The sequence below is a fragment of the Photorhabdus sp. RM96S genome (assembly GCF_042879335.1).
In the GTDB taxonomy this organism is placed as follows: Bacteria; Pseudomonadota; Gammaproteobacteria; order Enterobacterales; family Enterobacteriaceae; genus Photorhabdus; species Photorhabdus kayaii.
In genome coordinates, this window is the sequence record NZ_JBHFKT010000009.1 from 1 (window position 1) to 22,571 (window position 22,571).

General features: G+C 45.8%; 10 protein-coding genes. 5 read left to right on the top strand and 5 right to left on the bottom strand.

The window, feature by feature from the left end; genetic code table 11:
• The 4 genes from ACGF49_RS07375 to ACGF49_RS07390 all read right to left on the bottom strand — a co-directional run.
• The coding region (locus ACGF49_RS07375; protein ID WP_387490369.1) for a hemagglutinin repeat-containing protein at window positions 1-3,765 on the bottom strand (3,765 nt) is incomplete at its 3' end.
• 41 nt (window positions 3,766-3,806) lie between these two features.
• Entirely contained in the window at window positions 3,807-10,307 is a 6,501-nt protein-coding gene (locus tag ACGF49_RS07380; RefSeq protein ID WP_387490371.1) for a filamentous hemagglutinin N-terminal domain-containing protein, read from the bottom strand.
• A 59-nt stretch (window positions 10,308-10,366) separates the two neighbouring features.
• Window positions 10,367-12,031: a ShlB/FhaC/HecB family hemolysin secretion/activation protein gene (locus ACGF49_RS07385; RefSeq protein WP_271859224.1), complete on the bottom strand. Its 1,665-nt coding sequence runs from the start codon at window positions 12,029-12,031 to the stop codon at window positions 10,367-10,369.
• Between the two features lie 550 nt (window positions 12,032-12,581).
• On the bottom strand, window positions 12,582-13,226 hold the full coding sequence (locus ACGF49_RS07390) for a YtjB family periplasmic protein (protein ID WP_113041502.1): 645 nt from the start codon (window positions 13,224-13,226) through the stop codon (window positions 12,582-12,584).
• A gap of 115 nt (window positions 13,227-13,341) precedes the next feature.
• Here ACGF49_RS07390 and serB point away from each other — a divergent pair, with 115 nt between their 5' ends.
• The 4 genes from serB to ACGF49_RS07410 all read left to right on the top strand — a co-directional run bounded on the left by serB (window position 13,342) and on the right by ACGF49_RS07410 (window position 18,520).
• On the top strand, window positions 13,342-14,319 hold the full coding sequence (gene serB, locus ACGF49_RS07395) for a phosphoserine phosphatase (protein WP_113041503.1): 978 nt from the start codon (window positions 13,342-13,344) through the stop codon (window positions 14,317-14,319).
• 21 nt (window positions 14,320-14,340) lie between these two features.
• Entirely contained in the window at window positions 14,341-15,723 is a 1,383-nt protein-coding gene (radA, locus tag ACGF49_RS07400; protein WP_113041504.1) for a DNA repair protein RadA, read from the top strand.
• Window positions 15,724-15,736: 13 nt separating this feature from the next.
• The gene (nadR, locus tag ACGF49_RS07405) at window positions 15,737-16,972 is read left to right on the top strand and encodes a multifunctional transcriptional regulator/nicotinamide-nucleotide adenylyltransferase/ribosylnicotinamide kinase NadR (protein ID WP_113041586.1); all 1,236 of its coding nucleotides are present in this window, start codon (window positions 15,737-15,739) and stop codon (window positions 16,970-16,972) included.
• 801 nt (window positions 16,973-17,773) lie between these two features.
• Window positions 17,774-18,520, top strand: a complete 747-nt coding sequence (locus tag ACGF49_RS07410) for an ABC transporter ATP-binding protein (RefSeq protein WP_228902413.1) — start codon at window positions 17,774-17,776, stop codon at window positions 18,518-18,520.
• A gap of 38 nt (window positions 18,521-18,558) precedes the next feature.
• Here ACGF49_RS07410 and ettA read toward each other — a convergent pair whose 3' ends face one another.
• A complete protein-coding gene (gene ettA, locus ACGF49_RS07415; protein ID WP_271866120.1) occupies window positions 18,559-20,226 on the bottom strand; it encodes an energy-dependent translational throttle protein EttA in 1,668 nt (555 codons plus the stop codon).
• A 371-nt stretch (window positions 20,227-20,597) separates the two neighbouring features.
• Between ettA and sltY the strand changes: the two genes are divergently transcribed.
• On the top strand, window positions 20,598-22,514 hold the full coding sequence (gene sltY, locus ACGF49_RS07420) for a murein transglycosylase (protein ID WP_271866121.1): 1,917 nt from the start codon (window positions 20,598-20,600) through the stop codon (window positions 22,512-22,514).
• Window positions 22,515-22,571: the final 57 nt, after the last annotated feature.

The following is a 22,571-nucleotide window of genomic DNA, read 5'->3' on the forward strand; positions in this document are numbered from 1 at the left end:
GGAAAGTTGCGTATCGCGGCCCGCCACGACATCACTGCCGTGAAGGTTGAGCTGTTTTCCGGCGCTGAATGTCACACTGCCCTGGCTGCTGCCTACCGTGCTGCCTTTGTTGAGGTTACTGTCGATATCGGTGGTGGATTTTTGGCTGGCTTTGCCGATGGTGAAGCCGATACCGCCGGTCCCCATCAGACCGGATTTTTTCTCTTGTTTGAAGTGCGTTTCATGACGGGCTTCATCAGCGGTGGTGATGGTGAGCTGATTGCCTGCGGCCAGATTAACATCCTGAGTGCCAGCCACGTTACTGCCGATGATGTTGAGGTCATTCCCGGTTTGTAGGGTTACGCTGTCGCCGCTGAGCGTGGTGCTCTGCGCCCGGCGTTCATGCACCTCATCGTGGATTTCGACGGAGGATTTGGAGAGTAAGCCTTTACTGGTCTGCTTGCTGTGTTCTACCAGGTCTGATGAGGCGGTACCGGCATCTAGGGTGATGTTATTCCCGGCCTGAGCGGTAAGTTGTTGACCAGCGCTCACGTTAGCCGCAGTAGCATTGAGGTTATTGCCCGCTCGCAGTGCCAGGTTACCGGCGGTGGTTATTTGGCTACCGACGTCACGTTGTTGTGTCAGATGGCGATAGTTGTCGCTCCCCCAGTCACTGTTTTCTGTGCGATGAGTGCGCAGGGTGTCCAGAGTCAGGTCGAGGCCCGCGGTTATCTCTGTCTGGCCGTCTTTGCCCGCGTTATTTACTTCACTGGCCGTGAGACGGATGTTGTTGAGGGCTTTCAGCGCTAAAGTGCCGTTGTCATTCTGGACATAAATGCCCGCGGGTCGATCCAGCCAGCGGTCAGCACCTTCTCCGCGCAGGGTAGAGGCACTGGTGATATCCCGGTTTGCCAGCGCGGAAACGCGGTCGTGGCCCCGAATTTGTCCGCCGAGGTTGGTGATGTCCTGCCGAGCGGTTAAATCCACTTTACCGCTTTGGATAAAGCCGCTGTTGGTTAGATTGTTTGCTGTCAGTTGGGTGATTTCACGTCCTCTGATGGCGCCGCTGTTGGTGATATCTCCTCGGCTATTTATTGTCACGTTTTTACCGGAGAGCAGGGCACCGTCACCGGTCAAGTCGCCTTTATTCACGCGAGCGTAGACTTGTGGCACGGTCACGGTTTGTTTTGTGCCATCGGCCAGAGTCACGGTCCGGTTGGTCAACCAGATAATGTCTGAGGTGAGCAGTGCCATCTGCGATGGGCTCAGTGCAATACCGGGGGTAAGTTGCTGCCGTTTGCTGAAGGCAACGCCGGCTTCCATGAGCGCTTTGAACTGAGTTTCATCGTTGTTGTGGCCCGCCAGATAACGCTGCCCGGTCAGTTGGGTGATTTGATCACGCACCAAGCGCTGTTCGTAGAACCCATCGCCCAGGCGTTTGTGTGCCAATGCCGGGTCGTGGGTTAACTGTTGTTGCATGTAATCCGTGCCTAGCCACTTTTTGTATTGGGTGAATTTAGGGTCGGTCTCCACCAAATAATGGCTGTCACTGCTCGGTTGTACGACAAACAGGCTGTTGTTCGGCAAGCGGGTGTCTGGAGCAACGATACGGATAAGGGGTTCGACGCTTTGGCCTTTAACGTTATCAGACGGTAGCGTTAGTTCAAATTGTTGGCCTGTTGGTAACACCAGCGGGCGCTCATCTAATGTACCACTATGGGGTAGAGTGACCGTCACAGGGGGGAGTACCCGTTCAGTTTGTTGAGCGGGGGGAAGTACCGGGTGTTCAGTGAGTGCGTCTCTGTTTGGTAGTGCCACTGTACCGGACGATAATATCTGCTCAGTTTGTTGGCCTGTAGGAGAAAGTATTGGGTGTTCAGTCAGTGCGTCTCTGTTCGGTAGTGTTACTGTGCCGGATGGTAATACCTGCTCAGTTTGTTGGCTCGTAGGAGAAAGTAATGGACGATCAATCAGTATGTCCCTGTTCGGCAGTGTGATGGTGTTGATAGTGGCATTTGTGAACGTAACTTCACCGGCTTCCGCCATTCTTGGGGTCAGATTAATCCCGGTTGGCGCACTTTGAACACGGCTTGTCTGCCTGTCACCTATTGTTATGCCGGTAGAGTTTGGACGAGTGTTGCCCTGCCAGGCTAGGGCTTTCAGGTCAATGGTTTCGGTTATCGGTGCTGGGTTATAGTCGTCCCAGTCTTTTCCTTGGGAGGTTTTGGTTCCTCTGAATCGACGTTTTTTCTTTTTGGCATACCAACGGATTTCGCTACCTTCATCCGTGATGATACGTTCGCCTTTGGTGGCGTTATTGCGCAATTCGTCAATATCACCGCTCAGGGTTCCGCCTGCCACGATTTGACTGTCGTTGTTGGTTAGCATTGTGCTGTTCAGGGTCATATTACCCCCGGACAGGATTTTACCCGGCTCATTCTCTTTTATCTGGGTTTCATTGATGGTACGGGTATATCGGTACTCGTAAAACTCATCATCACTGCTACCATCCGGCATAACAGCGGTGTGTACTCCGTATTTGTTACTGTAAGAAGTGTCTACTTGTGACCAGTCATAGCGGGTGGTGTGGCCGCTTAATACCGCTTCATGGCGCTGGGATTTTTCTGTTTCGACGACTTGGGTGACTAGACCTTTGTTGGTATTTTTGATAATAGCGGCATCAATACTTAAGTTACCACCGGCCTCAATGGTTGCCGCGTCGTTGTCGAGCATCCCGGCCTGACTAGTAGCAGTTAGGTTCTCATCCAGTTGTCCACCAATGCGCATGTCACCCACGCTGTAAATCAGGGCATGGTCACTGTTGTTGAGGGTTCCGGTACCGATATCTAATTGGTCTCGGGCGGCAATGACAGCGGCTTTGCCATCTTTCGCTGTGTTATTGAGAGTGCCAGTCTTGAGGGCTATTTGGTCACCGTAAATACGTCCGGTTCCGGTGTTGTCCAGTACTTTGGCGGTGAGATGGGTCAGTTCGCCGTCAATGAACCCCGTGTTGGTCAGTGTGTTGCGGACGTTGACTTCGGTTTGCTTGGCACTGATTTCCGCAGTCTGGGTATTGGTGAGGTTTTGGGCTCCCAGATGCAATGTTTGCCCGGCTTTAATTGTGCTGTCATTGATAATGTTGCTGTCGGTTTCCAGAGACAGCTTACCGTCGGCGGCGATGTTACCAGTGTTGTGGAAGTCCTGTTTTAATTTCACTTCCATATCGCCCTGCGATAAGGTTTGACCGTCACCGCTCAAGGCATTGGCTTTAATATTGACCTTTTCACTTCCAATCAGTGTGCCTTGTTGGTTATTCACCGTCAGTTTCTGGGTTTTATCTTCGATGGTGAGTTGTTTTCCACCAGAAACCAATCCTTGTTCGTTTTTCAGCGACTGGTTAATGATGGCTTGCAGGCGGTTGACTCCCTGTAATGTTCCCTGGGTGTTATCCACCTGTTGAGCTTCAATTATCAGGTCTTGGGCTTCGGTACCCTGGTCAGGGTGATTAGTCTCCCGGTTAATGAGTTCTGCTGTTTTGAGTGTCAGTTGTTGGTCACTGTGGATAAAACCGCCAGTGTTGTTCGTTTGTTTTCGCGCGTTAATCGTCGTGTCACCTACGGCGTTGACCTGCCCGCGGCGGTTGTCGAGTTGTAGGGTATTCAGGCTCATGGTGTCTGTTGACAATAGCTTACCGTCCTGGTTATCCGTATCGGCTTGCCCGGCGTCGATGGTGAGTTTTTTGCCCTGAATGTGTCCGTGTTGGTTATTCAGTTTGCCACTGGTCACGGTGGTGTTGTCATCGCCAATAATACGGCCATGCTGGTTGTTCAGTAGCTGCCCGTTTGTGTCTTATGTAAATCACCACTGGTAATTAATATGTCGCCTTGGCTGCGAATGCCACCCTTATCACCACTGTTTTTATTCGTCAGGGAATGGCCGTGCGTATTGAGAGTCAGCTTATCTGCGGATTGCAACAAGCCGCCGCTATTGTCAGTTTGGTTCACCGATAATGTCAGCGCATCTTTTTCGCTGGTGAGTGTTCCGCCTTGGTTTTTCAGTTCACCACTAGTAACTGTCGTTGTTCCTGTACCGATGATCGCACCATCCTGATTGTCGATTTCACCGGTAGTGAGGATCATTGTCCCTTTACTGATAACGCCACGGTTATCGCCGCTTTTGGCGTTGGTCAGTTTTTCTCCGTGAGTATCTAGCGTCATGTTGCCGCCAGACTTTATTAGTCCACCGGTACTGTCTAACTTGCCGCTATCGAGTTGTAGGTTTTTCTTACTGACTATAGTGCCAGTGAGATTGCTTAATGTCTGTTGATGAGAATTGATGTGAGTTTCATCGCCACGGATATATCCGAGATCATTGATGAGTTCACCTGTAATCAGTTTTAGGCTATCCCGTGCGAGGATTCCGTTAAGTTCTCCACTATCGGTATTCGTCAGTTTCTGCTGTTGTGTATCTAATTTCAGACTGGCTGAGGATTGTATCAGCCCACGTTGGTTGTTGATTGCTTGTGTTGTCAGATCGGCTTTTCCTTTCGAGAGGATTTTACCGTCGGTATTGTTGAGGTTTTTGCTGGTCAGCGTGGTTTCGCCTTGTGAATCTATCTTGCCAGCGGTGTTATCAATTTCACCGGCTTCCAGTGTCAGGTTACTGCCGCTGAGTATGCCATGTTTATCTCCGCTTTGAGTGTTAATCAGTTTCTGACCGTGAGTGTTGAGTGAAAGGGTGGTGTTGGATTGCAGCAGACCACTTGTGTTATTCAGTTCGCCGGTATTCAGTGCCAGTTGTTGATGCTGGCTGAGCATTTTACCGCTGGTATTATCAACGGTACCTGTTGATGTCACGTTGAGCTGCTTATCGGCGATAACTCTTCCCTGTTGGTTATCGATGGTGCCTGCGGTTATTGTCAACTCTCCCAGGCTTGAGATCCCCTGTTCAGGTTGGCTGTTGCGGTTGGTTATTTTGCCTTGTTGTCCATCTAGAGTCAGGTTTTTATCCGCGTGGATCCAGCCAGCTTCATTATTGATGCCTTGAGCCGTCAGCTTGACATTGCCTGTACCGATTATGCCCCCGGTTTTGCCACTGTTGAGGTTAGTCAGTAGCTCACCTTGTGTATCGAGTGTCAGATCACCCTTGGATTTCAACAGGCCGCCGCTGTTGTCGGTTTTTTTCACGGTCAATGTGAGTGTGCTGGTTTCACTGGAGAGAGTTCCGCCTTGGTTTTTAAGTTCACCAGAGTTAACGGTGGTTGTTCCTCTACCTTTGATAAAACCATCTTGGTTGTCGATTTCACCAGTGGTCAGCATCAATGTTCCTGTACTGATAACGCCACCGGTTTTGCCGCTTTTGGCGGTGGTCAGTTTTTTTCCATGTGTGTCCAGTGTGATATCACCATCACCGGTAGATTCTATTCTCCCGCCAGTACTGTCTAACTCGCCGCTATCGAGCTTTAAATTTTTCTTACTGGTTATGGTGCCAGCCACATTGTTTAGCGCTTGCTGATGGGTGTTAATGTGGGTTTCACCGCCACGGATAGATCCGCGGTCATTGATCAGTTTACCGGTAGTCAGTTCCAAGGCATCTTCCGCGATGATTCCGCCGTTTTTACCGCTATCGGTGTTAGTGAGTTCATGCTGTTGTGTATCTAATTTCAGACGGGTTGCGGATTGTATCTGTCCACTTTGGTTGTTGACCGCTTGTGTTGTCAGATCGGCTTTTTTCCGCGAGAGGATTTTACCGTCGGTATTGTTGAGGTTTTGGCTAGTCAGCGTGATTTCACCTTGTGAATCTATCACGCCAGCGGTGTTATCAATTTCACCGGCGTCCAGTGTCAGATCACTGCCGCTGAGTATGCCGAGGTCATCCCCACTTTGCGTATTAGTCAGCTTTTGGCCGTGGGTGTTGAGTGAAAGGGTGGTGTTGGATTGCAGCAGACCACTTGTGTTATTCAGTTCGCCGGTATTCAGTGCCAGTTGTTGATGCTGGCTGAGCATTTTACCGCTGGTATTATCAACGGTACCTGTTGATGTCACGTTGAGCTGCTTATCGGCGATAACTCTTCCCTGTTGGTTATCGATGGTGCCTGCGGTTATTGTCAACTCTCCCAGGCTTGAGATCCCCTGTTCAGGTTGGCTGTTGCGGTTGGTTATTTTGCCTTGTTGTCCATCTAGAGTCAGGTTTTTATCCGCATGGATCCAGCCAGCTTCATTATTGATGCCTTGAGCCGTCAGCTTGACATTGCCTGCACCGATTATGCCCCCGGTTTTGCCACTGTTGAGGTTAGTCAGTAGCTTACCTTGTGTATCGAGTGTCAGATCACCCGCAGATTTCAACAGGCCGCCACTGTTGTCGGTTTTTTTCACGGTCAATGTGAGTGTGTTGGTTTCACTGGCGAGGGTTCCGCCTTGGTTTTTTAGTTCACCGCCGGTTACGGTTGTTGTTCCTGTACCAATAATCACACCGTCTTGGTTGTCAATATCGCCAGTGGTCAGCGTCATATCGCCGGTGGACTCTATTCTCCCGCCGGTACTGTTAAGTTCTCCGCTATCGAGTTTTAGATTTTTCTTACTGACTATGGTGCCAGCCACATTGTTTAGCGCTTGCTGATGGGTGTTAATGTGGGTTTCACCGCCACGGATAGATCCGCGGTCATTGATCAGTTTACCGGTAGTCAGTTCCAAGGCATCTTCCGCGATGATTCCGCCGTTTTTACCGCTATCGGTGTTAGTGAGTTCATGCTGTTGTGTATCTAATTTCAGACGGGTTGCGGATTGTATCTGTCCACTTTGGTTGTTGACTGCTTGTGTTGTCAGATTGGCTTTTTTCCGCGAGAGGATTTTACCACTGGTGTTGTTGAGGTTTTGGCTAGTCAGCGTGGTTTCACCTTGTGAATCTATCACGCCAGCGGTGTTATCAATTTCACCGGCTTCCAGTGTCAGATCACTGCCGCTGCGGATACCGCGTTTTTCTTCGCTCTGTGCGTTAATCAGCTTTTGGCCTTGGATGTTGAGCGACAGGATTGTGCCGGATTTCAACAGGCCACCGGTATTGTCAACGGTCCCGGATGTCACGGTGAGTTGTTTATCCGCTTCTACAGATCCTTGATGGTTATCAATACCACTTGCAGTCAGCGTCAAGTCTCCTGAGCTACGGATACCCTGATGAGGCTGGCTATTGCGGTTGGTTATGGTTCCTTTTTGCCCGTCAAGGATCAGGTTTTTACCCGCATGGATTAGGCCCGCATCGTTGTTAACGCCTTGGGTTGTCAGCTTCATGTTGCCTATGCTGATTATGCCCCGGTCTTTGCCGCTGTTGGTGTTGGTTAGCAGCCTACCTTGCGTATCCAGTGTCAGATCACCCGCAGATTGCAGTAGTCCACCGCTGTTGTCAGTGTTGTTTACCGTTAATGTCAGGGAGCTGGTTTTGCTGACAAGTTTTCCTCGTTGGTTGTGGAGTTCTCCACCCGTTATCGTTGTCGTCCCTGTTCCAGTGATGGTGCCATCGTGGTTGTCTATCTCGCCTGTCTTTAAGGTGAGTATTCCCTTACTGGCCACGCCACCAGTGTCGCTGCTTTTTGCGGTGGTGAGCTTTTTCCCGTGGGTGTCTAATGTCATGTTGCCATCAGATTTTATTTGTCCACTGGTACTGTCGAGTTCTCCACTGTCAAGTTGCAGATTTTTCTTGCTCTCTATGGTGCCTTTTTGGTTGCTTAGCCGTTGTTCATGGGTGTTGATGTGAATGCCATGACCAAGGATAGCGCCCGAGTTATTAGTCAGTTTACCACTGGAAATACGTAATGAGTCTTTAGCAATAATACCGCCAGTTTTGCCACTGTCGGTATTGGTCAGGGCTTGGTTTTGGGTATCCAGCAACAGGCTTGACTCTGATTGGATCTGTCCACGAGTGTTATTTAATGCCTGTGTGGTCAGTTCCGCCATCTGTTGTGATAAGAGTTGGCCGTCGGTATTGTCAACGTTACCGGCGTTAAGGGTGGTTTTTCCTTTAGCAGAGATAATGCCGGCGGTGTTGTTGATATCTCCTGTACGGAGTTCCAGATTGCCGTTGCTTAATATGGTGCCTTTTTTGATCTCTTTTTCGTCACCATTTTTAGTGTTAGTCAGTTTCTGTCCATGAGTATTGACTATCATGTCATTGCCAGATTGTAACAAACCAGACGTGTTATCCAGTTCACCGCTGTTTAGGGTGAGTTTTTCTTGGGCAATAACTTGTCCCGCGGTGTTGGTGAATTTATGCCCTTTGGTTTGGCTGTCTATCTGTTGAGCCAGTAATGATCCTTGATGGTTATTCAACGCCTGACTTTTTGTGGTGAGCGTCGTTTTGGCTTCGATTCGTCCGTCAACGTTTTCAATGTTTTTCCCAATGATCAGTTCTGTGCTGCCACCGGTTGCAGCGATTTTGCCTTTGCTGTTATCTAAGGTGGTGGCATCGATTTTCAGGTTGCCATTACTTTGAATCTCGCCATTTTGGTTATTCAGCGTCTTGGCAGTAAGGGACATTTTGTCCTTACTCTGTTGCTGCATTACTCCACTCTGATGGCTTAATGTATCTGTTTTTATTGTAATTTTGTCGGCGGTAGTGACTGCTTTTTTGTTCAGTTGCAGGTTGTGGGCTTGTATATCCAGTTTACCATTGGAGAGCAGTTCTCCGCTGTCACCTATCCATTGATGGGTGTTGAGTGACAGTTTACCTTTGCCGGCGAGTTGAATTATCCCCCCTTCCGTGTTGTTCGCCTCCTTGTGGACGGTTAGGTTCAGGTCATCTCCATTATTGGCGATTTTTCCATGACGGTTGTCCAGATTTCCTGTGGTGATAGCCAGCCGTTTCCCTTCATTGAGAATGATTCCGCTGTGGTTACTCAGTGTTTGGGTGTTCAGTACCAGCTCGCTGTTGCCGGTTTGATTAATTTTCCCCTGCTTGTTGGATAAGTCTGGCGTCGTTAAGTTGATTTCTCGTGCTACCAGTGTGCCGCCGTCATTGTTAAATTGACCTGGTGTTTTAGCTGTAAAACGGTCAGCGGTGACTGTAGCGTTGGCGGTGCTAATCTCTTGCTGACTGGCAGTGAGTTGAATGTTGTTGGCAGAAGTTTGGCTGCCGCTAAGATCAATCTTTTTACTCTGTACTTCCAGAGTATTGGTCGCCAAGTTTTGTCCATTGGCCTGAATTTGCTGTTTGGCGGTCAGTGTCAGCGATCCGGGCAGCGTGGCTTTCCCTTTATCATCAATTCCGGCGGCCAGAATACTGCCTTTGGCACTCTGTATCGACTCCGCTTTGATTGTGGTATGACTTCGCGCGGCAATTGTGCCACTGTTCTCAATCCGTCCATCAACCGTGAGGCGGACTTCACCAGCGATTGCTCCGATGTGGCCGACGTTACGTACCCCTACACCAAATTCGGTACCCACCAGCACGATTTTATTGGCGTACATGCCACCGAGTGCGGCTACGTCCAGCGTAAATGATAGATTCTTGCTGCCGTCAGCAGATTTTTTCTTAATGTTCTGGTGAGCAGCATCAACGATATTACGTCCGGTTGTGATTTTTAGATCTTTCGCGTGCAGTTTGCCGTTGATTACCACCGAGCGGGCAATAATTGCGGTATAATTTTGTTGTGAACTGTCTATTCCTAGCTCTTCAATGCGCACTTCTCCCCGCTCAATATCAAAGCCTTTCAGTCGGCCTTGTTCCATCATGGCCTGTCCTGTGGTGAGTGTTGCGCGATAGGCGTTAATGAATCCACAACCGTTGCAGGTGATGCCCGCCGGGTTGGCAATAATAACGTCGGCTTTTTGTCCGGCGACTTCTATCCAGCCATTAAGTTTACTGGCGTTAATGCTGTTCACTTCATTGAGAATGATTTTGGCTTCCGCTTTGGCAAGCCAAGGATTTCCTGCCACCATACCGCCCAGTTGAGTTTGGACAGCATTGTGACTGTTGTTAAGGATGACGCCTCGTTTATCGATATCAAATTGGCTGTAGGTATTACGCGAGATACCCGCGGCGTTAGGGGTCTGAATATCGATTTGTGGCGTACCGTTTGCACTGTTCAGGATAGTCGGTTGCTGATGACCCGGTGCTTGTCCGTCGGCCACAATATTGGCCTGCGCTGTTAGGGAGATGCAGCCGGTTGCCAATAACAAACTCAGTCGTAACGCTGTTAACCGGCAAAGGCATTGTGGTAATTGCCGACGACTGCGGCGGCGTACCGTACTACCTTGCCCGGAAGTTGCAATATCGGCCACGACCATCAACATGTTCCGGGCTTTGTTAAAGATAATACGATACAGATGCTTGTTCATTGTTTTTCTCCACTAACACTTTTTATCTGCGATAACTTTGGCTGCGTTGTTATTTTGAGTTAGTACTGCCAGTACACACTGAATCCAGTTGTGACTGATGAGGTTTGAAAGCCATCCGGTTTGGATAGCGGGATACCGGCAAACAGGTCATAGCTCACGCCTTTAAGAGTGCCGCGATAACCTAGAACGCCGCCCGCCAGATGTTTTCCCAGACGTTGCTCATTTCCCGGCCCACCGATTTCGCCATAATCCACGCCCATATATAGGGATTGACCATTCAGTGGCGTTTGCCATTCCAGTTCGTTACGGCTGTACCAACCATGATCTCCATTTAGCGTGCGTTCGCCGTCAAATCCGCGTACGGTCCAGCGGTTGCCAATTGAAAATTGATCCTGTGGCGTCAACGTTCTGGCGCTTATTTGGCGCAGGTACTGGGTTTTGTAGATGAATGGCTGAGAAAATAGGGTAAATGGTGCCGATAGTGCCGCAGAAAACTGGGTTGTTTTAAGTAAGGCAGTGGCTTCACCACGGACTTCTTCTGGTGCGGGTTGAGCTCCAAACCAGCGTGTTCCCTGTTGGTAGGTCACTCCGGTATCCAAGGTCGCACTACCGATATAGTGACGATGAGATAATCCCAATTTCCAGCCAGCCGTTTCCCGGTGCTGTACGCCGATTGCCAGGTCATTAATGAAACTTTTGGATGTGCGACGATAAATTTCGCCGTTAACCGAGGTTTTTTGACTAGCGTTACGATGCAAGATCCGGCTGAGTTGGACATTCAGGTTTTTGCTTTCGCCACTGTATTTGTCGTCTCTATTTGGCCTGGCTACTTTTTGGTTGTAATCGTAATTACTGGCAGTGATGCCTGCCATCCAGTATCCCACTGGTAGGGAGTAGTGGATGGTGTAGTTTTTGCTGCTGCGACCAGAAGGAGAGTAAATATCGCGTCCACCGGAGATATAAAATAGATCACTCAACGCAAGAGGATTATCCAGATATAAAGTTAATCCGCCTTGGTAACGTCCGGTAGTTTTAGAACCTGAATCGTCCAGATAGCTAGCGAGTCGCCAATGTCTTGACTGACGCCAGTTCAGCACGATATCGCTTTCTCCTAATTGTTCATTCGGTACAATTTCCATGTCAGCTTGAACGGTAGGAAAACGTTGTAAATTTTCTAATCCCTGCTCAATATCCCGTAAGTCAAGCAGCTCTCCTTCGCGGGGAGGAAATGTGGTTATCCGTTGAATATAATTGCCACTTTCAGCGGTATAGCGAATATGCCCAATTTTGCCCGGTATGATCATGAGTTTTAATGTCTTGGAATTAAGATCCTGACTGGGAGCTAATACTCTGCTAGTGACATAGCCATGATTAATTAACCGGTTTTGTATCCGAGTCATTAATATATTAATCCCCTGGGTACCCAGACATTGGTTTTCTCCCTGTTGGGCTAAACGTTTTAAAGGTAACCAGTGAGGAAAATGTTCCGTGCCTTCAAGAACGACATGCGTAATGGGAAAGCAGGGCGTATCGTCAGGAAATTTAGAAGGTACTGCTGTTTCAGGAACAGACAGACGAATATCCGCCGGTGGTGGTGTTAATTGGGCTTCCAGTGCTTTCTGTCGTTCTTGTTGATGAATGAGTTGCTGATCTGAAATTTCGGCGGCTTTAACATCGGTAGTAACAATAAGAAAACTAGTAAAAATAATAATCTTTTTTTTCATTATTCTTTGGCATCCCGCACGCTTCATATAATTTTTGGGGCGCTATTAGTCATGAATTTGACTTAATAATCAATATGTAAATATTACTTAATGCTATAATTGAGAAATACGGATTGTTATAAATTATCAATAAAAACAATTGGATATGGTTTTGTTATAAAATGAGCGATAATAAAAAATGCTTTATTAATTAATTGGTTATGTGGGCGTTGCCAAATGCTCTAATTTAATTCTATATATTGATAAATATGTGATATATGTCACTGAGAATATTATTATGTAATTTAAGTTAAAGTAACTAAATAAACTATTACTTTGGTTATTATATAATGGGAGAGCTTGTTTCTTTCAGTTAAGATTGATGATTTTTTATTAGTTACAGCGTGTTTATTCGGCTATGAAATTTCTTGGCAAAGGAGGCTCTAGCAACAATTAAATGTTACGAGCCATGCCCTAATTCCATCTACGAAGTGACTGAGATAATGGGATGGTAGAAATAACCGCCTCTATTAGTTTAAATATCAAAATGATTTAGTAAGAAATTTTCATCTTATTTCTCTTCTTCTTCATTTGCACTTGATTTACTGTTAGCTGTCAGTAAATAAGGCGATTGTTGCCATCGACTTGGCGTTAATTGCAATAGGTTATGTGCCAGAATAAAACCAATTGCTAAAGCGAGTAAGATCATGATCCGGAGTAAGTTAGTCGTGTTATCCACCTGCTTGGACTCGGTTGCCAATTTGTGGGTATCTAGCGTCAGACGCAGAAAGCCTTTGGGCTCATCTTTTCCTGGGATGGGGACGACTATCTGGTAGTTAAAGTAGCTGCCCGCTTTTTTACCATCCAAAGATAGACGATCCCGCACCGAAACGTTCTCCCCGCTATGAGCAATCTGAGTCCCATTATTAAGATAAACACTGGCATCAAGTATGCGACTGTTTGTCGTCAGATGATGCAAATTAGCCAGTATCCGCTCATTATTAAGATCTTTGCTGCCACTCTCCATATAATCAGATAAGCTGAATGCGACTTGTTTTGCCAAGGTTTTTGCCAATTCCTCAAATTGATCCATCTGGGCTTGTTGGTGAGAACGGCTAAAATAAGAAACACCCTGCATTAGAAATACTAATAAAGCAATGCAAATCAAGATAATAGCTGTTTTATGCAGTCGGAATTTTAATTTAGCTTTGATCATCGTTATCTCTTCCAAGCTTTGGTCAACGCAATGTTGCCAGATGCAGTACAGAGAGGATAGTTTGAAGCACAATTTTTTGCTGTCAAATCATGTGGGATTACAGGAGTAGGGATTAATGTCTAATAACCTGGCTTATCACTATTTGCCGGAAGAGGTCCATAAGTGGCCGGGATTACCACTTTCGTTAAGTGGTGAAGAAGTTATGCCGTTGGATTACCGAGCGGGTGACAGTGGTTGGTTGATATATGGCCGTGGCCTGGATAAACAACGTATTAGTAATTTTCAACATCGGCTTGGTGCTGCTATTGTCATCGTTTCTTCATGGCGTATTGATGATTATCAGGTAGTACGTATTGCCGGAAATTTGACTGCTCGTATTAAACGGCTGGCTGATGAGTGTCGGTTAGATGTGGTTCCTTTGGGGCAGATCCCACGGTTGCGGTCCCCAGGTTTGCTGGTGATGGATATGGATTCAACAGCAATTCAAATTGAATGTATTGATGAAATTGCCCGTTTGGCTGGCGTAGGTGACAGAGTAGCCGAAATTACCGAGCGGGCAATGCAAGGAGAGCTGGATTTTTCTGATAGTCTGCGGGAGCGAGTTGCCCAGTTGGCAGGGGCTGATGCTGATATTCTGCGACAGGTTGTAGAAAATTTACCACTTATGCCGGGGCTGACCAGTCTGGTGCGTAAGTTACAATCCTTTGATTGGCATGTGGCAATCGCATCGGGGGGTTTTACCTATTTTGCTGACCATTTGCGCCAGAATTTACGTTTGGTGGCTGCGGTAGCCAATCAGTTAGAAGTAAAAAATAGTAAGTTGACAGGTAAGGTTATAGGACCCGTTGTTGATGCTAAATATAAAGCTGCCACATTGGTGAAACTGGCAAAAAAACTGGATATCTCATTGGAGCAAACTGTCGCGATTGGTGACGGCGCTAATGACTTGAAGATGATCCGCAAAGCAGGGTTAGGTATTGCTTACCACGCTAAGCCGAAAGTTTATGCACAGTCGAAAGTGACCATCCGTCATGCTGATCTCATGGGAGTATTGTGTGTGTTAAGTGGCGGTCTTAAACACGAAGAGCGTTAATATACCCTTTAGGAGTACAGAGTGGCGAAAGCAGCAAAGCGGGCATTTGTCTGTAATGAATGTGGGGCGGATTATCCGCGCTGGCAGGGGCAATGTAGTGCGTGTCATGCTTGGAATACCATTACGGAGGTGCGCTTAGCCGCAGCACCTTCCTCCCGTAATGAGCGGTTCAGTGGTTATGCGGGAGATGCTGGTGTCAGCAGGGTTCAGAAATTATCAGAGATCAGTCTGGAAGAACTTCCTCGTTTTTCTACGGGATTTAAAGAGTTCGATCGGGTGCTTGGCGGTGGTGTTGTTCCCGGTAGCGCGATTCTGATTGGCGGTAATCCGGGAGCAGGGAAAAGTACCTTATTGTTGCAGACGATGTGTCAGTTGTCTGCACAGATGAAAACTTTATATGTCACTGGGGAAGAGTCGTTACAGCAGGTGGCAATGCGTGCGCACCGGTTGGGATTGCCGGCTGATAATCTGAATATGTTGTCAGAAACCAGTATTGAACAAATTTGTCTGATTGCGGAGCAGGAGCAGCCAAAGTTGATGGTGATTGACTCCATTCAAGTGATGCATATGGCGGATATTCAATCTTCGCCGGGGAGTGTCGCTCAGGTCAGAGAGACTGCCGCTTATCTTACTCGGTTTGCTAAGACTCGTGGTGTTGCCATTGTTATGGTTGGTCATGTGACCAAAGATGGCTCGTTGGCGGGTCCGAAGGTGTTGGAACACTGTATTGACTGTTCAGTGATGCTTGATGGTGAAGCAGATTCCCGCTTTCGCACTTTACGCAGTCATAAAAATCGGTTTGGGGCCGTTAATGAGCTTGGTGTATTCGCCATGACAGAACAAGGATTGCGTGAGGTTAGTAACCCATCAGCGATTTTCCTGAGCCGTGGTGATGAAGTTACCGCTGGCAGTTCTGTCATGGTGGTGTGGGAAGGGACTCGTCCTCTGTTGGTGGAGATTCAAGCGCTGGTGGATCATTCTATGATGACCAATCCACGGCGGGTGGCTGTGGGTTTGGAGCAAAACCGGTTAGCTATTCTGTTGGCTGTCCTTCATCGCCATGGTGGTTTGCAAATGTCCGATCAGGATGTGTTTGTGAATGTTGTGGGTGGCGTTAAAGTTGCGGAAACCAGCGCGGATCTCGCTTTACTGCTCTCTTTAGTCTCCAGTTTTCGGGATCGGCCGTTACCCCGTGATTTGGTTGTATTTGGAGAGGTGGGGCTAGCAGGGGAAATCCGTCCTGTGCCCAGTGGACAGGAGCGCATATCCGAAGCCGCTAAACATGGTTTTAAACGGGCGATAGTGCCTTATGCCAATATGCCGAAAAAAGTACAGCCAGGAATGGAAGTTTTTGGTGTGAAAAAGTTGGCGGATGCGTTATCTGTTATGGAAGATTTTGGTTAAACAGGGAGGAGATATGGGGCAATTTGACTACCTTAAAGAAGCGATTAAACAGACAGGTCATACGTTGCAGCAGGTTGCCGATGCAAGTGGTATGACCAAAGGTTATCTCAGCCAATTAATTAATGACAAAATTAAAAGTCCCAGTGCCCAAAAACTGGCTGCTCTTCATCACTATCTGAGGTTGCAATATCCTGTGCAAAATAAAACTGTTGGAGTGGTATTTGGCAAATTCTATCCATTGCATACTGGGCATATCTATCTGATTCAACGGGCCTGTAGTCAGGTGGATGAGTTGCATATTATCCTTTGCCATGATGAGCCGAGAGATCGGGAGCTGTTTATGAGCAGTTCCATGTCTCAGCAACCTACGGTGAGTGATCGTCTGCGCTGGTTGCTTCAAACATTTAAATATCAGAAAAATATTCATATTCACTCTTTTGATGAACAGGGAATTGAGCCCTATCCACATGGTTGGGATGTGTGGAGTGACGGCATGAAAGCCTTTATGTCAAAAAAAGGCATCAATCCAACTTATATATATTCCAGCGAAACTCAGGATTCTCCCCGATATAAAGAACATTTAGGAATTGAGACAATTCTTATCGATCCACAACGTTCGTTTATGAAAATCAGTGGTCGGCATATTCGCCAAGACCCATTCCGTCATTGGGAATATATTCCTACGGAAGTGAAACCTTTCTTTGTTCGTACCGTAGCGATTCTTGGTGGAGAGTCCAGTGGTAAATCTACGTTAGTTAACAAATTGGCAAATATTTTTAATACGACAAGTGCTTGGGAATATGGTCGTGATTATGTTTTTTCTCATCTGGGGGGAGATGAGATGGCGCTACAATATTCGGACTATGACAAGATTGCATTGGGACAAGCCCAATATATTGATTTTGCCGTAAAATATGCGAATAAGGTGACATTTATAGATACCGATTTTGTCACTACCCAAGCCTTCTGTAAGCGATATGAAGGACGTGAACACCCGTTTGTTCAGGCATTAATTGATGAATATCGATTTGATTTGGTCATTCTACTGGAAAACAACACTCCTTGGGTTGCTGACGGTTTGCGTAGCCTTGGCAGCGAGCAGGATCGTAAAGAGTTCCAGCAACTGCTGGAGGATATGCTGAAAAGTAATAATATTGAATATGTCAATGTGGATTCACCCGATTATGATCAGCGTTTCCTACGTTGTATTGAACTTATTCAGCAACTTTTAGCGGCTAATCCTAAATGATACGTCAGTTGAATCGTTTATACCCGTTATCTTTCAAGTTGCCTCTTTGTTGGCTGCACTCACTCACCCCGGTCACATAGTTATCTATGCTCCCGGGGATTCGCTCCCTTGCCGTCGCGATACATTTTGAAATCCATAAGGTATATTATTAGATTTTTATATAATATTTTATATGATAAATTAGTAAATATATATCTAATCACAATATGCATTGTGGCTGGATATTTTTGTTTCCTGTAAGTAATAAAATATATAACAGCTATTAATATTTTTGATACTTCTATTGATTATTTATTTCTTGAATAAAAACAAGATTAATAATTAAATACTTCCCAGTTGATTTTTAAATAAAATTTTTTGTATTTTTGATTGGTTGGAGAATAAGGAGAAGGTTGATTTTTCTATTAATAATTTAATGTTAGAAGTATCATTGTTATTATGGTAATTAAATATTAATTTTAACATGATGTTATGATGTTAAGGTGTTTTTATCTATAAAAAATTATTTGTCTGATGTTATTTTTTTATTTGTACAAACAAAATAATGGCCTGTTGCTAATGAATGGTTGATAGGAATGGGTTGATCTTGTTTAGTAAAATTTTGATTTTAGCATACAGATAGTCATTTGAAATAGTCACTGGTAGAAATATTGATATACTTTCAATTGAGATATTTCTTATATGATTTTCCCTCGTTTGTGTAATCTTATAATGATGAATATCTGTATTTTTACGGATTGCTCTGGCTGTAAGAGTTACTGATAATGCCAGATTTCTTACACTATTAATTATGCTGAGATAATGAATTTGAATCAAATCGCTACGATTGAAGCCATTGATATTTCATATGGTTTTTCGAAAAGTAAAGCTAACCAGAAAATGATTTCAGACATCACTCTTTCTATTTTTCCAGGTGAATTTACTTTGATTAATGGGGATCTTTGTTCAGGAAAAAGTACTTTGCTGGCAATGATTTCTGGGTTATTGCCTCTCGACGGAGGAAAAATATTAATTGCTGATAATGAATTGGGGAGGATGAATAACTTCGAGTTAGATAGATTCCATTTGATAAATTGTGGTTTTATCTTTCAAAGAATTAATTTATCTAATGAACTTACGGTCTTGGATAATTTGCTATTATCTCTCTCTTGTGGAATCACGATCTCTCATCAGGAAGCAATAGTCAGGGCAACTAAGGCACTCAATATTGTTGGCCTGAAACACAAGAAAGATATATATCCCAAGGAATTACGTGATAATGAAAAACAACGGATGGCAATAGCTGGCGCCATTGTGAAAAGCCCTCGGTATTTGTTTGCTGACGAGCCAACCCGTCATCTTAATAATTATGACTGCCAAACAGCTATTGATATCTTAAGTTTTATTGCTCATAACCAAAGAGGTACAGTTGTTGTGGCTTCACAGGATAATAGGCTTATTAAACATGCAGATCGTATTATTACTTTGAAAGAAGGAAAGATTATCCATGATACTTATCTTACACATAGCATAATGAATAAGACTATGAGTTTATATCTAAATAATTGAGTGGAAAACGGCCTGTTGCCAGGCCATTTTCAATATGATTATTTGCTGATTTTCTTATATTTAATGCGATGCGGTTCCAGTGCTTCTGCTCCGAGAGTCCGCTTCTTATAGTCTTCGTATTCACTAAAGTTACCTTCAAAGAAAGTGACTTTACCTTCATCTTGATAATCAATGATGTGGGTTGCGATACGATCAAGGAACCAACGATCATGGGAAATAACCATTGCACAACCTGGGAACTCCAGCAAGGCGTTTTCCAGTGCGCGCAAAGTTTCAATGTCCAGATCGTTGGTTGGTTCATCGAGCAATAGCATGTTACCGCCGACTTGCAGCAGTTTAGCCAAATGTAGCCGTCCTCTTTCACCACCAGACAATTCACCGACACGTTTGCCTTGATCAACACCTTTGAAGTTAAAACGGCCAACATAGGCGCGACTTGGTAGCTCAAAGTTACCGATACGCATGATATCCTGGCCGCCGGAGATCTCTTCCCAAACGGTTTTCTTATCATCCATGTTGTCACGGAACTGATCGACAGAAGCGAGTTTGACGGTTTCACCTAACGTGATGGTGCCGGAATCAGGTTGTTCCTGGTTGGAGATCATACGGAACAGAGTAGATTTACCTGCACCGTTAGGCCCGATAATCCCAACAATCGCCCCTTTGGGCAGAGAGAAGTTCAGATTATCAATCAGAACCCGGTCGCCATAGGATTTGGTTAGATTTTCCACTTCCAGAACTTTGTCGCCCAGGCGTGGTCCAGGTGGAATGAACAGTTCGCTGGTTTCGTTACGTTTCTGGTATTCAACGCTATTTAATTCTTCAAAACGGGCCAGACGTGCTTTACCTTTTGCCTGACGGCCTTTCGGATTTTGGCGAACCCATTCCAGCTCTTTCTCAATGGATTTACGGCGTGCGGCTTCTGTTGCGGCTTCTTGAGCCAGACGAGCATCTTTCTGTTCCAGCCATGAAGAGTAGTTACCTTCCCATGGAATACCTTCACCACGATCAAGTTCCAGAATCCAGCCGGCAACGTTATCAAGGAAGTAACGGTCGTGGGTAATTGCAACAACGGTACCTTCGTAATCGTGCAGGAAGCGTTCCAGCCATGCGACAGATTCGGCGTCAAGGTGGTTAGTGGGTTCGTCCAGTAGCAGCATGTCGGGTTTTTCCAGCAGTAAGCGGCAAATTGCCACACGGCGGCGTTCCCCTCCAGATAGATGCTCGATTTTTGCCTCCCACGGTGGCAGACGCAGGGCATCAGCGGCGCGTTCAAGCTGGTTATCAAGGTTATGGCCGTCGTGGGACTGAATAATCGCTTCCAGCTCACCTTGTTCTTTAGCCAGTTTGTCAAAATCGGCGTCAGGATCAGCATAGGCTGCATAGACTTCATCCAACCGGGTCAGCGCATGTTTTACCTCGCTAACCGCTTCTTCCACTGCTTCGCGGACAGTGTACTCAAGATTTAATTTAGGTTCCTGCGGTAGATAGCCAATTTTAATTCCTGATTGTGGGCGAGCTTCTCCTTCGATGTCTTTATCGATGCCAGCCATAATACGCAGTAAGGTCGATTTACCGGCGCCATTAAGGCCAAGAACACCAATTTTTGCTCCCGGAAAGAAACTTAAGGAGATATTTTTCAGGATATGACGTTTCGGGGGAACAATTTTACCGACCCGATGCATGGTGTAGACATATTGAGCCACGTTGCTATAAGCCTCGCTATCTCTGATTGTTATAGTGCCTGTTTTGCGAAGCCAGTCGCATGAACAGGGCGTGTTGGTATTTGATTATATCAAGTTAGGTTATTTATGCTCGTTTGAGCGCGATTTATCACAGTTTACCCGATTTAAGTCAATAAACTCTATAACCCAATTGCTCGAATAAAATGATCCTAGGTTGAGTTTGTTAAAGCGAATTAATTTATTATATAAAAAACTAACCTATTATAAATATATGATTATATATCTCATTTTATGGTAAATTTATGTGGTAAGCGGTGGTGATTATATTATTATGGTGTTTATGCATTCGTAATATTAACCTGTTTGATTTTATCTCCCGGAGGAACGTGATAATGGCTAAGTGGCAATACCTTGCGATGGCTATAGGGTTGATTTTTATCTCTGTAGCAGCAAATGCTGATTCTCTGGAAAATCAGCGGCAGAGATATCAGCAGATTAAGCAAGCGTGGAATGTCAGTGATAGGGATGAAATCGCGAGGCTGATGCCGACATTGAAAAACTATCCTCTTTATCCTTATCTGGAATACCGGGAGCTGACTCAGGATTTGGCACTTGTCACACCAACGCAGGTCCGTGATTTTATTGATCGTTACCCTAATTTGCCCCCTACACGTTCTTTATCATCCCGTTTTATCAATGAGCTTGCACGCCGCGAAGAGTGGCGCGGGATACTGGCATTCACTCCTACAGCACCGAAATCTATTACAGCTCGCTGTCATTACTATTTTGCTAAATGGTTTACAGGTGAGGAACAGGTTGCCTGGCAGGGAGCAAAAGAAATTTGGTTGAATGGGCGTTCTTTACCCGCCAGTTGCGATAAATTATTTGATGTTTGGCAGCAAACGGGTCATTTATCAGTGAAACTGATATTACAGCGTATTAGTCTCGCGTTAAAAGCGGGGAATACGTCACTGGTCAGTTACCTCGCTAAACAATTGCCACTGGGATACAAAAGTATCAGTGAAGATCTGATTAAGTTGCAGAATGATCCGGCTACCGTGGCGGATTTTGCTAATCATACCGGGCCGACTGATTTTATCCGTGTAGCTACTTTAGCGGCTTTCTCGCGTTTCGCTCGTCAAGATCCGGAGCAGGCAAGAGCGATCATCCCATCAATTGTCAGAGTGCAAAAGATGAATGCAAGTGAACGTCAGCGGTTGAAAGATATTGTTGCCTGGCAGTTAATGGGGGATGTGAGCGATGAACAAGAAAAGTGGCGTGATGATGCGATCCGCAGTAGTCAATCTGTTGCATTGCTTGAGCGTCGTGTTCGGTTGGCATTGGGTCATGCAGATAAACGTGGTTTGGCTCAATGGATAAAATTGCTGCCGTTAGAGGACCAAGGCAAAGAGGAATGGCGTTATTGGCGAGCCAACATTCTATTGGCACAGGGTAATAAAAGTGAAGGTGAAGCGATACTGCGTAAGCTGACAGAAGGCCGTGGTTTTTATCCAATGGCTGCTGCGCAAAAACTGAATGTCAACTATCCGCTGACGATAAGTATCGCAAAAAAGCCAGATGCTGCCATTGCTTCAATACCTGAAGTGCAGAGAGTCAGAGAATTGATATATTGGCAAATGGATAATCTTGCTCGCGTAGAGTGGAGCTATCTGGTCGCCAGCCAGGCTAAATTAAAACAACAGCAACTGGCGCGTTATGCTTTCAATCAAAAATGGGCAGCGCTTAGTGTACAGGCGACAATAACCGGAAAAATGTGGGACTACCTTGAAGAGCGTTTTCCATTAGCATGGCTGCGGGAATTTAGTCACTTCACTGCAAATAAAGGAATTTCTCAAAGCTATGCAATGGCGATAGCCCGCCAGGAAAGTGCCTGGAATCCGCAAGCTAATTCGCCAGTTGGGGCAATTGGGTTGATGCAGGTAATGCCAGAAACGGCAGAGGATACGGTTAAGAAAAATGGAATCCAAGGATATATGAACAGTAGCCAACTTATAAACCCGCTGACGAATATCGAAATTGGTACTGCTTATCTCGAATCGGTTTATCAGCGTTTTGGAAATAATCGGATACTTGCCAGTGCTGGCTATAATGCCGGACCAACTCGGGTAGATCGCTGGTTATCTGACAGTGGTGGGCGACTCGATGCGATAGCCTTTATTGAAAGCATTCCATTTTCTGAAACCCGCAATTATGTCAAAAATGTTTTGGTTTATGATGTTTTCTATAGTCATTTCATGGGCAAAGCATCAAATGTGCTGACTAACGCGGAATGGCAAAGGCGTTATTGATTTATAGCAAACTATGTTATGCTGCTGTACTAGTTAAATAGTATGATGGCTGATTGA

What these genes read in the sequence shown, in the direction of transcription:
- nadR (WP_113041586.1), top strand. Translation starts at nt 15,737, where the DNA reads ATGGGGCAATTTGACTACCTTAAAGAAGCGATTAAACAGACAGGTCAT.
- sltY (WP_271866121.1), top strand. Translation starts at nt 20,598, where the DNA reads ATGGCTAAGTGGCAATACCTTGCGATGGCTATAGGGTTGATTTTTATC.
- ACGF49_RS07385 (WP_271859224.1), bottom strand. Translation starts at nt 12,031, where the DNA reads ATGAAAAAAAAGATTATTATTTTTACTAGTTTTCTTATTGTTACTACC.
- ACGF49_RS07410 (WP_228902413.1), top strand. Translation starts at nt 17,774, where the DNA reads ATGAATTTGAATCAAATCGCTACGATTGAAGCCATTGATATTTCATAT.
- serB (WP_113041503.1), top strand. Translation starts at nt 13,342, where the DNA reads ATGTCTAATAACCTGGCTTATCACTATTTGCCGGAAGAGGTCCATAAG.
- ACGF49_RS07390 (WP_113041502.1), bottom strand. Translation starts at nt 13,226, where the DNA reads ATGATCAAAGCTAAATTAAAATTCCGACTGCATAAAACAGCTATTATC.
- ACGF49_RS07380 (WP_387490371.1), bottom strand. Translation starts at nt 10,307, where the DNA reads ATGAACAAGCATCTGTATCGTATTATCTTTAACAAAGCCCGGAACATG.